General features: G+C 41.3%; 13 protein-coding genes. All 13 read right to left on the bottom strand.

From position 1 onward, the window contains the following. Positions 1 to 67 precede the first annotated feature (67 nt). Entirely contained in the window at positions 68 to 2,143 is a 2,076-nt protein-coding gene (gene topA / locus WAM07_RS16720) for a type I DNA topoisomerase (protein WP_422168545.1), read from the bottom strand. 161 nt (positions 2,144 to 2,304) lie between these two features. Next, positions 2,305 to 3,183, bottom strand: coding sequence for a DNA-processing protein DprA (gene dprA / locus WAM07_RS16715; RefSeq protein WP_422168544.1), 879 nt, complete (start codon positions 3,181 to 3,183; stop codon positions 2,305 to 2,307). A 158-nt stretch (positions 3,184 to 3,341) separates the two neighbouring features. After that, the gene (gene sucD, locus WAM07_RS16710; RefSeq protein ID WP_014643261.1) at positions 3,342 to 4,244 is read right to left on the bottom strand and encodes a succinate--CoA ligase subunit alpha; all 903 of its coding nucleotides are present in this window, start codon (positions 4,242 to 4,244) and stop codon (positions 3,342 to 3,344) included. 19 nt (positions 4,245 to 4,263) lie between these two features. Then, positions 4,264 to 5,424 carry an ADP-forming succinate--CoA ligase subunit beta gene (gene sucC, locus WAM07_RS16705; RefSeq protein WP_422168543.1) on the bottom strand — a complete coding sequence of 387 codons (1,161 nt, stop codon included), beginning with the start codon at positions 5,422 to 5,424 and terminating at the stop codon, positions 4,264 to 4,266. Positions 5,425 to 5,590: 166 nt separating this feature from the next. Continuing rightward, the gene (locus WAM07_RS16700; RefSeq protein WP_422168542.1) at positions 5,591 to 5,860 is read right to left on the bottom strand and encodes an EscU/YscU/HrcU family type III secretion system export apparatus switch protein; all 270 of its coding nucleotides are present in this window, start codon (positions 5,858 to 5,860) and stop codon (positions 5,591 to 5,593) included. Beyond that, entirely contained in the window at positions 5,857 to 7,782 is a 1,926-nt protein-coding gene (locus tag WAM07_RS16695) for a hypothetical protein (protein ID WP_422168541.1), read from the bottom strand. Before WAM07_RS16695 ends, WAM07_RS16700 begins: the two co-directional genes overlap by 4 nt. A gap of 21 nt (positions 7,783 to 7,803) precedes the next feature. Continuing rightward, positions 7,804 to 8,568: a ribonuclease HII gene (locus WAM07_RS16690; RefSeq protein ID WP_422168540.1), complete on the bottom strand. Its 765-nt coding sequence runs from the start codon at positions 8,566 to 8,568 to the stop codon at positions 7,804 to 7,806. A gap of 102 nt (positions 8,569 to 8,670) precedes the next feature. Beyond that, entirely contained in the window at positions 8,671 to 9,513 is an 843-nt protein-coding gene (ylqF, locus tag WAM07_RS16685) for a ribosome biogenesis GTPase YlqF (protein WP_422168539.1), read from the bottom strand. A gap of 10 nt (positions 9,514 to 9,523) precedes the next feature. Further along, positions 9,524 to 10,072 (bottom strand): signal peptidase I, encoded by a 549-nt coding sequence (gene lepB / locus WAM07_RS16680; protein ID WP_422168538.1) that lies wholly within the window; start codon positions 10,070 to 10,072, stop codon positions 9,524 to 9,526. A 68-nt stretch (positions 10,073 to 10,140) separates the two neighbouring features. Beyond that, on the bottom strand, positions 10,141 to 10,485 hold the full coding sequence (gene rplS / locus WAM07_RS16675) for a 50S ribosomal protein L19 (protein WP_014643254.1): 345 nt from the start codon (positions 10,483 to 10,485) through the stop codon (positions 10,141 to 10,143). Between the two features lie 128 nt (positions 10,486 to 10,613). Beyond that, positions 10,614 to 11,345: a tRNA (guanosine(37)-N1)-methyltransferase TrmD gene (trmD, locus tag WAM07_RS16670; protein WP_422168537.1), complete on the bottom strand. Its 732-nt coding sequence runs from the start codon at positions 11,343 to 11,345 to the stop codon at positions 10,614 to 10,616. After that, positions 11,345 to 11,860, bottom strand: a complete 516-nt coding sequence (rimM, locus tag WAM07_RS16665; RefSeq protein WP_422168536.1) for a ribosome maturation factor RimM — start codon at positions 11,858 to 11,860, stop codon at positions 11,345 to 11,347. The genes trmD and rimM overlap by 1 nt, the downstream gene beginning before the upstream one ends. 8 nt (positions 11,861 to 11,868) lie before the next feature. Then, entirely contained in the window at positions 11,869 to 12,255 is a 387-nt protein-coding gene (locus tag WAM07_RS16660; RefSeq protein WP_422168535.1) for a YlqD family protein, read from the bottom strand. Positions 12,256 to 12,393 lie beyond the last annotated feature (138 nt).

The raw sequence follows: 12,393 nt of genomic DNA, 5'->3' as shown, positions 1-12,393 counted from the left end.
AGCGAAAAAATGAAAAGAGCCTATAACTATTATAATAGTCATAGACTCTCCCTTTTATAACCACAGGCTATGATTGTGGTTCTTCTTTATAGTCACAATTGGTACATGTAATTTGAGTACCTTTTTTAGCCCGCTTCTCAACAAGCAGAGACTCACATTTAGGACACGGCCTGCTGATTGGTTTATCCCAGGAGATGAACTCACATTCCGGATAACGGTCACAGCCGTAGAACTTACGGTTTTTCTTGCTCTTCCTTTCGACAACGTCCCCTTTTTGACACTTCGGACATGTGACATCGATCTTTTTAAGAATCGGTTTCGTATTGCGGCATTCAGGGAAGTTCGAACAGGCTAGAAATTTTCCATAACGGCCCATCTTATAAACCATCTCATGGCCGCAATTCTCGCAGTCAATTCCTGCCGGTTCATCTTTAATTTCTATCTCTTCCATCTCTTTTTCAGCTTTTTCCAAACGGGGTTGGAAATCTTTGTAAAAGTCACCGATGATGGATACCCAGTCTTCTTTCCCTACTTCAATTGCATCTAAGTCGTCTTCCATTTCTTTAGTGAAATCGAGGTCAATGATTTCAGGAAAGTATTCAATTAGTTGTTCAAGAACAATTTCTCCTAGCTCAGTAGGTACGAAACGTTTGTTATCCAATGCTACATATCCACGGCGCTGGATGGTATCGAGTGTTGGAGCGTACGTTGATGGACGCCCAATTCCTAGTTCTTCCAGGGTTTTAACCAGTCGAGCTTCCGTGTACCTTGGAGGTGGTTGAGTGAAGTGCTGGTTGGGTGTGATCTCTTCAGCTTTCACAGTCATTCCTTCTTCTAGATGAGGAAGCAGTTTATCTTTTTCTTTTTTATTATCATCTCTGCCTTCAATATACACTTTCATAAACCCTTTGAACTTCACTTCAGAACCTGTAGCACGGAACTCGATTCCTTGGTTATACAAGTGAACGGTCATGGTATCGAGCACAGCTGGTGCCATTTGACTGGAAACAAAGCGGTCCCACACCAATTTATACAAGCGGTACTGATCTCTTGAAAGAACACTCTTCATGGCCTTCGGGTCTCGATCAGCTCCTGTTGGACGTATAGCTTCATGGGCATCCTGCGCGCCTTCTTGTTTCTTGGCAGTTTTATTATTACCCAGGTACTCACTTCCGAAGTTACTTTCAATATATTGTTTAGCATCATCTTTCGCGGAATTGGATAAGCGTGTGGAATCGGTACGCATATAAGTGATTAAACCAGTGGTACCTTGTTTCCCACCTAGATCAATTCCCTCGTATAGCTGCTGTGCAATCATCATCGTCTTTTTCGCCCGGAAATTCAGCTTACGGGCGGCTTCCTGTTGGAGGGATGAAGTGGTGAATGGTAAAGAAGGATTACGCTTTCTCTCTCTTTTATTTACCTTTTCTACAGAGAAATCTTTTCCTGACAAGCGCTGTTGAATTGCTTTGACGTCCTCTTCGTTTTTTAAATCCTGTTTTTTCCCATCGACACCATAAAATGAACCTTCGAATTTCTCTTTATCCTTTAAGAAATCCGCTTCAATCGTCCAATATTCTTCAGGGACGAATTTTTTTATTTCATTCTCACGATCCACAATTATTTTAAGCGCTACTGATTGAACACGGCCGGCACTTAGGCCTTTCTTTACTTTTTTCCATAGAATAGGACTGATGTTATACCCCACAAGACGATCTAATATCCGTCGAGCCTGCTGGGCGTCCACTAGATGAGAATCAATAGTCCGAGGCTGTTTGAAAGAATCTTTAATAGCTTCCTTCGTAATTTCGTTAAATACCACTCTGCATTCAGACGATTCATCTATATCCAGACTATGAGCTAAATGCCAGGCAATAGCCTCCCCCTCTCTATCAGGGTCGGCAGCGAGATATACTTTTTTAGCTTTCTTGGCTGCAGTTTTTAAATCCTTTAACACAGGTCCTTTCCCGCGTATGGTTATATATTTGGGTTCAAATTCGTTGTCAACATCTACACCCATCTGACTTTTGGGCAAATCACGCACATGCCCGAGGGATGCTTTGACTTTATATTTCTTTCCTAAGTATCGTTCGATCGTTTTTGCTTTCGCAGGTGATTCGACGATTACAAGATAATCTGCCATATCGGTTCCTCCCATAGAGGTGTTTTCTCTATCATCATTACATAACTTAAATCTTCCCTATTATTAAATACAATGAAACCGTTTGTCAAACATACCTTTCCCTCGTATTAGAAAAAATACTATCAACTGACCTTGAATGTAACACCTTTAATTCCTATTTTTCAAATTTTTTCTAACCACTCTTCAAGAATATCTTTGTAACTGTGTACAAGCTTAGCCCCTTGATTAATCATTTTATGACAGCCCTCACTTGTAGCCTTACCTGCAAGACCGGGCATAGCGTATACGTCTCTTCCTTGCTCCAAAGCCTGATCTACTGTAATAAGGGAGCCACTTCTTAAGCGTGCCTCTACTACAAATGTTGCCCCTGTCAACCCTGATATAATCCTGTTGCGTTCTGGAAAATGGTATTTTTCAGCCTTTCGATCTGGAGGGTATTCACTGATTACCAGTTGCTTTTCAGATAAGTATTGATACAAAGCTATGTCATTAGTGGGATAGATATGATCAAAACCAGAACCAAGCACGGCAATTGTCGTTCCATTATTACGGCTGGCGAGATGGTGAGCATATTGGTCAATTCCTTTCGCCATCCCACTAACTAATGTAAAACCTAAATGAATCAAGGGAATAAGAATTGATTTCATAGCTGGTAGAGAGTAAGAGGAGGGGGTACGTGTCCCAACGACGCTCAAAGCTAATGGATTCGTTAAAAGTTGGGTATTACCAGTCATATAAAGTACAAACGGAGAGTCTGGAATAGCCTTTAACAAAGTCGGATACAAGTCATCCATTAACGTAACGCATTCATATTTTTGTAGATGATTGTCGAGTTTCCTCATTATATTAGTGTCATGAATATGATGGAAAATAGATGTCGCTCTAGGCAGCGGAATTGATAATAGGCGGGAAATTTGTTCGGGTGTAGATGTAAAAGGGAATTGAAGCTGAGGATCGATCTGAAACATCTTTCTAAGGAGAGGCCTTGTTACTTGAGGGGAGTGATGGAGACGTATTAAGTTTTCTTTTACTGATTGCATACCAAACCTCTTTTCATATAATAGAACCGTGCCTTTAAAGACACGGTTCTTAATAAATTCCACTTCAATTATGGTTTCTCAGTTGATAAAAGGGCACACGAGCAGAATTTTTAAATATTCCCGTGTTACCGCATTCGTTTATGAAGAAACCAATCTGTTTAAACTGTTTTACACTTCTCCAGTAGACCTTGATCTTTAAGAACATTAATCAAAGTATCTCCCATAACAGAAGGTGTTTCTGCTACTTGGATACCACATTCATTCATCACACGGATTTTCTCGTCTGCTGTTCCTTTTCCACCAGAAATAATCGCACCGGCATGGCCCATACGTTTTCCTGGAGGAGCAGTGCGTCCACCGATAAAGCCAACCACTGGTTTGTTCATATTTTCTTTAACCCATTCAGCTGCCTCTTCTTCAGCAGTGCCTCCAATTTCACCGATCATGATAACCGCTTCTGTATCATCATCTTCATTGAAAGCTTTCAGTACATCGATAAAATCTGTTCCGTTCACAGGATCTCCACCGATCCCAACCGCTGTAGACTGTCCGATTCCAGCTTCAGAAAGTTGATGAACTGCTTCGTAGGTAAGGGTTCCTGAACGAGAGACCACACCCACATGACCTTTATTATGGATATAACCAGGCATAATACCGATTTTACACTCATCAGGAGTAATTACTCCAGGACAGTTAGGTCCTACAAGACGCGTTTTCTTACCTTCCATAAATCGTTTCACTTTAATCATATCTAAGACCGGAATGTGCTCTGTGATGCAGATCGCCAGATCCATCTCAGCATCTGTCGCTTCCATAATCGCATCTGCGGCAAATGGAGCTGGCACATAAATAACAGAAGCATTAGCCCCTGTTTTTTCTACAGCTTCAGCTACTGTATTAAAAACAGGAATACCTTCAACTTCTGTGCCACCTTTACCAGGTGTTACTCCGCCGACGATCTGGGTGCCATACTCCACCATCTGTTTTGTGTGGAACAAAGCGGTAGAGCCTGTAATCCCTTGTACAATAACTTTTGTATCTTTGTTAATATATACACTCATCTGATTTCCCCGCCTTTCTTTACTTTACTAATTCTACGATTTTTTGAGCGCCTTCCGCCATGGAGTCTGCAGAAGTAATATTTAATCCGGATTCATCCAGAATTTTCTTACCTTGTTCAACGTTCGTACCTTCCAAACGGACTACAAGAGGAAGGGTCAACCCGATTTGTTTGGTCGCTTCAACAACACCTTCAGCAATAACATCACACTTCATAATGCCGCCGAAAATGTTCACGTAAATACCTTTTACATTCTCATCAGACAAGATGATTTTAAATGCTTCCGTCACTTTTTCAGTGGTGGCACCGCCCCCAACATCAAGGAAGTTAGCCGGATCGCCTTTATAGTGCTTAATCGTATCCATCGTAGCCATCGCAAGACCTGCTCCGTTAACCATACAGCCAATGTTTCCATCAAGTGCAATGTAGCTCAAGTCATACTTGGAAGCTTCTACTTCTTTTGGATCTTCTTCTTCAAGATCACGTAGCTCGGCCACATCTTTTTGACGGAACAATGCATTGTCATCAAAATTCAGTTTAGAATCAAGCGCCAGTACTTCACCGTCACCGGTAGTAACGAGCGGATTGATCTCGGCAACTGAGCAATCTTTTTTAACAAAAACATCGTAAAGGCCAAGCATAAATTTAACTGCTTTGCCTAAAGCTTCTTTAGGAATGTTAATATTAAATGCTAATCTGCGAGCCTGGAAAGGTGTTAGGCCTGTCACAGGGTCAATAACTTCTTTAAAGATTCTTTCAGGTGTTTTTTCCGCAACTTCTTCGATTTCTGTGCCGCCTTCTTCAGAAGCCATCATCGTGATTTTACTTGTGGCACGGTCGAGCACTAAGCCTACATAATATTCGCTTTGAATGTCGCAGCCTTCCTCAATCAGTAAGCGCTTTACTTCTTTACCTTCCGGCCCAGTCTGATGGGTCACAAGCGTCTTACCAAGAATTTCTTCAGCGTATGTACGCACATCATCAAGATTTTTAGCAATTTTTACTCCACCGGCTTTACCTCTGCCGCCTGCATGGATTTGTGCTTTTACAACGGTTACATCGCTGCCTAGTTTCTGAGCTGCTTCAACAGCCTCATCTACGGTATAAGCTACATGGCCATTTGGCACAGAAACGCCAAATTCGCGCATTATTTCTTTACCTTGATACTCGTGAATGTTCATGTTTCATCCTCCCATCAAATTTCACTGCATGTACATTGTATAAAAAAACGCTATCAATTGTCCACACAAAGGCAGATATCTGTCGAAAAATTCATCAAATTAACTAATAAATTATTATGTAAACCAAATGAAGAAATATTCATTTTTTTGATATAGCCTGATTTTATTAAGCTTTATAATCCTTATCTGCCTTATAGATAAAAGCGAAAACCTCTGCTACCACGTGATACAATTCTTCCGGAAGCTGTTCGTTAATATTTAATTCTGATAGCAGTTCAACTAACGTTGAGTCTTCCTGAATGGGTACTTGATGGTCTTTCGCTTTCTCCATTATATTTTCCGCTATATAGCCTGCACCTTTTGCTACAACCTTTGGAGCCGCTTCGTTATCCGATTGATAACTAAGAGCAATTGCTTCTTTCCGCTTATCTTTCATATTCGAAGATCAATTCCTTCCTTGTATTCAGGTAGAGCGTTGTCTTTACTGGACGTGTGTACCTCTTGGTTCATATCCTTAATATTGAGGGAAGTCAATTCATACCCCATGTCCTCAAGTCCGCTTTTAAGGGCAGCTTTATGCGTTTCCATGGGTAGTTCTATTGATGAATCGTGATTAAATACTGTTACTCCTACCCGTCCGGAAACTATGTTTAAGTTAATTATTGTTTCTTTAAAGTTACCCAAGTCTAAAAAGAACACAATGTGACAATAATCAGGATCAATGGTACCTTCTTTCGTTTTTCTACCTTCCATATCTAAATAAACGTCGTTTTCTGAGCCGATTATGTTTCCTGGAAACTGTAACGACATCTGCAAACTCTGGTTCGTTTCCTGCTGTGCTGTCAGTTGCATTCCATTTAACATCTGAATCATTCTTTTAGCTGATTCCGGACGAATGGTGCTGCTTGTATCCTGAAGACTTGAGAGCAGCAAGGTTTTCAGCGAACTTTCTTGAGTAGTGGCTTTTTCTTTTGCTGACGTAGATTTTACAATAGACTCTTCTTGCAGGCCTGTCAGGTCAAGCATGGTTTTCATTTTAACAAAAATAGCTTCTTTCTCTGATAGGGTTGAAAGTTCAGCAGCCGATCTTCCAATCCATTCGGTCAGGGTTTGGCGAAGAATTGGAGGCAGCTGCCTGGATTGCCATTCCTTTAAAACAGACAAACCTTCTCTAATGACCTGTTTCTCCGTTGAACCATCTTCAGCGAACAAAGTGGGGACGGCGCGCAGGAAATCTTGTAAAAGTTTTTGATTTTTTTCATTGGTGAAAAGGCTGCTTATTTTTGTTAAGACTTCGCGTTCTTTCAAAAATTGAACATCTTCAGTTACGGACTGGCTGGCTCCAAACGTCTTTTGCTTACTGGGGAGAGAATCATTTCCAGATGGTATATCCTTTACCAAGACTTTTTCAACTTGGTTCATAACACGATGTAAAGACTTTTGTTCAGGGGATTCCAGCCGAAGCTGCTGATGAAAAAGCTGCTTCAGCCTGTCAGCCAGCTTTTCCATAGCCATCGGGAATGGAGGTGCTGACTTTTTAGAAAGGCTAGCTAAATAAGTTGAAGAGGGAATTGCGTCACCTTTCCTATGAGCTCCTGCCCATTCTGTCCAGGTATTTTGAAAAGAGGTGTAAGAGGCCTTGGAATCAAGAATCCCGGCTTTCTTAAATAATTGAAAAGAGTTCTGGCTGTTAATATTCACTTCTGTCATCAGTTTTACAACAGATGACTCCCTCAAAGACACAGAAACGCCCTCTCCCTTTAAAGATTCTAAAAGAGACACAACCGCCCTGTCTCCATTTGTTTTAGTATTAGAAGCCTCTATATGCACTTGCTTCATGATTTGAGTTAAACTATCCATCCTTTTAGTATGTAAAGCATGATATACGGAAGTTTTAATCGGAAGCTGTTTTTGAAGCATCTGTTTTAAAATCTCACGAGCAGCTTTTTTGTCATCTTCACGTTGATATAAAGCAGCCGCCTGCTTAAGATCAGAGCCTTGGAAAGGTATGCTTTTCTTTATAAGCTGAGAAGTAAGCAGACGGTTTTCTTTCGTAGGTTTAATTCCAAGCTCGTTCAACAGCTTATTTACCGTCGAGTTCCCTTGGCTCTCGCCTAACTGGGTGATTACTTTCAACTGAATTTTTTGATCTGTTGAGCCAACCTTAAATAAATAAGATTTTCCTTTTGTAAGAGAAGCTTCCAATTGGGCTTTCACTTGTTGAGAGCCCAATTGAACAACCGCACGATTCTGTGGAAGGAGTTCAAGAATCTTTCCGTTTATTACCTGACCTGTCTTGGGGAAAGCCCGCACATCTGGTTGTTGAACTAATTTGCTCAGGCTTGAAATCAAATTCATTGCTGGTGTCCCTCCTTATATTCAGCTGTTCTCTTTGACAGGAGCGAAGCTTTTTCGATGCAGCGGAGACACTCCGTATGCTTTTAAAGCTTCTAAATGTTCTTTAGTTCCATACCCCTGGTTGGACCGAAAATGGTACATAGGATAGTTGTCGTGCCACTCAGACATAATCCTGTCTCGCGTTACTTTTGCGATAATACTGGCTGCTGCGATCGATACACTACGCTGATCGCCTTTAACTAAATAAGTCTGAGGAACTTCTGTTTCCTCTAAATACATCGCATCAATGAGGAGATGTTCTGGTACTTGGTTAAGATCCATAACCGCCCTTTTCATAGCTAATTTTGTAGCTTGATAGATGTTATGCTGATCAATTTCTTCGTTAGAGACAATTCCTATTCCACAATCTGCATGGGCTTTTATGCACCGAAAAAACTCTTCACGCTTAGCAAGCGGAATTTTTTTGGAGTCATAAAGTCCTTCCAAATAGTAATCCTCTGGCAGGATGACGGCAGCTGCTACGACTGGACCCGCAAGCGGACCTCGGCCAGCTTCATCAATCCCTGCTATTATATGAGACCCTTTTTCTCTGCAGGAGTACTCAAAAGACTTCATCTGTTCAAATTGGTGTTTATATTCTCGCTTCTGAGCCTGTCTCTTATCATATTGTTCAAGTAATTTTTGTACGCCTTTGCGCTTATCGCTACGCAGTAAATCCAGATCTTCTTGCTTTACACTTTCGTCTGCTAATTCTTTTTTGATTTGAGCAATCGTCCTGACAGTCATCGTATGTAAAACCTCCGCTATTTTCTTTATCGGACAAGTTCGTTCGCTTTATAATGAAAAAAAACGCAATGTGAGTCTTCTCACGTTGCGTTTACGTTCCGTTTATTCTGGACGTTCAAAACTGATAAGACCAAGCTTTCCATTTCGTAGATCCTGTAGAATCACATCTGAAACCTTATCGAAATTAATACGGCCTCCGCTTTCCAGACATCCTCTCTTTTTTCCGATCGATTCAAATGCCGTCATGATATCATCATAGCCTTCGAAGCCATAACGTTCTTCAAGCATTGAAGGATAATAAGCTTGTAAATAATCCAGAACATAGGCAGCCACATCTTCCGTAGGCAATATTTGATCCTTAATCGTTCCAATCGAAGCAAGACGGTAGCCTACTTCTTCTTCTTCAAACTTGGGCCACAAAATCCCAGGTGTGTCCAACAGATCAAATTCATTTTTGACTTTGATCCATTGCTGTTTCTTCGTCACTCCAGGTTTATCCCCAGTTTTTGCAATGCTTTTATTTGCCAGTCGATTGATCAAGGTAGACTTCCCTACGTTAGGGATGCCCAGGATCATAGCTCTGGAAGCCCTAGGGCGGACTCCTTTAGCTTTTAATTTTTCAATTTTTTCATTACCAATGCTTTTCCCAAGGTTGATAACGGCTTGAATATCCTGTTTATTGTTTGCTTCAATCGCAATGGAAGGAAAACCATTTTCTTTGAAATGCTCCAGCCATTCTTTAGTTAGCTTGGGATCTGCCAAGTCTTTTTTCATAAGGACCATCATTTTAGGCTTGTCTCCCAATATTCCTTGAAGCATGGGATTCTGCGAAGAAAGAGGAGCACGCGCGTCAACCAGTTCAATAACAAAATCAACTAGTTTTAAATTTTCTGATGCTTCCCTTTTCGCTTTAGCCATGTGTCCCGGGTACCATTGTATCGTCACGCTATCACTCCTAATTCATGAATTTGATGCGATTCAAAGGCCAGTATAAAAAGACGGCTTCGCCTACTACTTGCTCTTTAGGAATCGTACCAAGCATTCGACTGTCTGTTGAGTTGTTACGGTTATCACCCAATACTAACAGCTCACCCTCCGGAACTTCTTCATAACTCCCCGGCAATTGATCAATTGAAAAGTCCCTGGTCAATTCTTCCCCTTCTGGCAGTTGGTTTTTAAGCTCCTCTAAATAAGGTTCTTCGAATGCTTCACCATTTATGTATAACTGGTCATTACTGTACCGAACCGTATCTCCCGGAAGGCCAATGACTCTTTTAATATAGTCTTTTTTTTCAGTAGCGTGAAAAACTACTACATCAAACCTCTCAGGGTTCCCCAGAGTATAATTAATCTTACTTACGATTAAATGGTCATCACTATGAAGAGTGTTCAGCATGGACGGCCCTTCCACCACGACTGGAGCTAGTAGAAAAACACGTACAATAACCGCTAAAATAGCTGCTATGGCAAAAGCTTTAACCCACTCAAACCATTGCTTTTTCATCCATCCCCGCTCCCTTAGAAAGATTAGAAAAAAGGAGCTTGGCAAATGCAAGCTCCTTTCTACTAAAATCAGATAATTTCTTTAATACGGGCTGCTTTTCCGCGCAGGTTACGTAGATAGTAAAGACGTGCTTGACGTACTTTACCACGACGAGAACGCTCGATCTTAGCAACTCGTGGAGAATGTACTGGGAATGTACGCTCAACGCCTACGCCGTAAGTAATCTTACGAACGGTAAATGTTTCGCTGATCCCGCCATTCTGACGTTTAATAACAACACCTTCGAATACCTGAATACGCTCACGGCTTCCCTCTACTACCTTCACGTGCACTTTAACCGTGTCACCTGGACGGAAGTTCGGGTGATCCGTACGAAGCTGTTCTTTTGTAATGTCATGAATAAGTTGTTGCATCGTATTTCACTCCTTTTTAACTAATGCTCTTGCCCTCTAAGAGACAGCGGAACATCGTTTTCCACTTAAACCGAACGTTTAAGCACAACGTATAATATACCATACAAGCTGTTAAACTTCAACAATCATCAACAATTTTTCCATTCATTAATCCATTTTTGTTCTTTTTCGGATAGTTTCCTGTTCGTTAACAAATCTGGACGTCTTTCATACGTTCTTCTAAGCGATTGGTAGTGACGCCATTCATCAATTTTAGCATGGTTTCCTGAAAGTAGTACTTCCGGGACCTTCTCACCTCTAAAATCAGCCGGTCGTGTATAGTGAGGATGTTCGAGTAAGCCGTTCGAAAAAGAATCCTCCGGAGCAGACTGCTCATTTCCAAGAACTCCTGGAAGCAAGCGGACTACGGAATCCATTACGACCATTGCTCCAAGCTCTCCCCCGGTCAATACGTAGTCCCCAAGAGATATCTCATCCGTTACAAGCTCTTTCCGGATCCGCTCATCATACCCTTCATAATGACCGCAAATGAATACAAGATGTTCTTCTTCAGATAATTCTTCAGCCTTTTTTTGTGAAAAGGGTTCACCTTGAGGGCACATTAGAATAACACGCGGTTTATTAGAGACATTAGCTTTAATATGGTTTACTGCATCGAAAATTGGCTGGGGAGTCAATACCAGACCTGCTCCGCCTCCATAAGGATAATCATCGACTTTATTATGCTTATTAACTGTAAACTCACGAAAATTAACATATTGGTAGGAAAAAGCTTCTCGATCCTGTGCCCGTTTCATAATCGACGTATTTAATACACCCTCGAACATTTCAGGAAACAAAGTTAGTATATCAATATGCATCAGTCCAGCAGCCCCTCTATTGGATCAATGATGATTTTTTGTTGGGACGGATCCACTCTTTTGACGATGGGCTCAATATATGGAAGAAGGAGATCGGAATTGTTGGCCCTTTCAACCACCCACACATCGTTAGCTCCGGGAGTAAGTATTTCTTTCACACGGCCTATCTCTTCACCAGATTCGAGATAAACCATGCATCCGATTATTTCACGAAAATAGAATTCGTGCTCCTCAAGTTCTGCCTGCTCCTCTTCAGAGACCATCAGCATACCATTCTTGTAACCCTCTACATCATTGATGGATGGATGTTCTTCAAAAGCAATCAGGTCATACCCCTTATGGATACGGTGGGAACGTACCACAAGAGAAACAGGTTCACTCGTATCATTTACCCAATACAAAAGCTGACCAGGCTGGAAACGTTCATCGAAGTCTGTGATACGATGAACCTTCACTTCACCTTTAATGCCGTGTGTATTTATTATTTTCCCTACATTAAACATTTGATTTTCCATGAATTTTATTACCTCGCTCGTATAACTTTTCCATCTTTAATGATAATCTGCTGCTCAGTCACGGCCGTTTTCCAGTCATCGCCTTCTTCTATTGTAAGTATAGCTTCCACTTCATCTGTTTCCAATTCACTATGGTCAGGAAGAATGGAAAGCTGGGAAAGCTGCTCGGTAATCCACCGCATTTGATCTTTCCTACGACTAATCTCCTTAGAAAAGCGTTTTTCTACTTCTACTTTTGACATTCCAGGCTTTCGCTCAAGCTTTTTTTGTTCAAAAGCTAATTGGCGGCATTCCTGATCCAATTGACTGGATTGCTTTTCAAATCGCTCTCTTAAGAGTTCACGGCTGGATTCAGTTAAGACTTGCTTCACGGGAATTTTCCGGATGATCTGCATCCACGAACCGCCTTTCTCTTTTTCTCTCTGAATGGTAAAAAAGGGAAAGGTTAGCCCTCTCCCTTTTACATGAAAAGAAGTGTGAGTGCGGTCGACGAAGTCTAACTTCGCCCCCTTTACACTTATTCATTCTTACAT

It is taken from the genome of Halobacillus sp., from assembly GCF_049282395.1.
GTDB lineage: Bacteria > Bacillota > Bacilli > Bacillales > Halobacillaceae > Halobacillus.
This window is presented reverse-complemented; position numbering and strand designations above follow the sequence as displayed.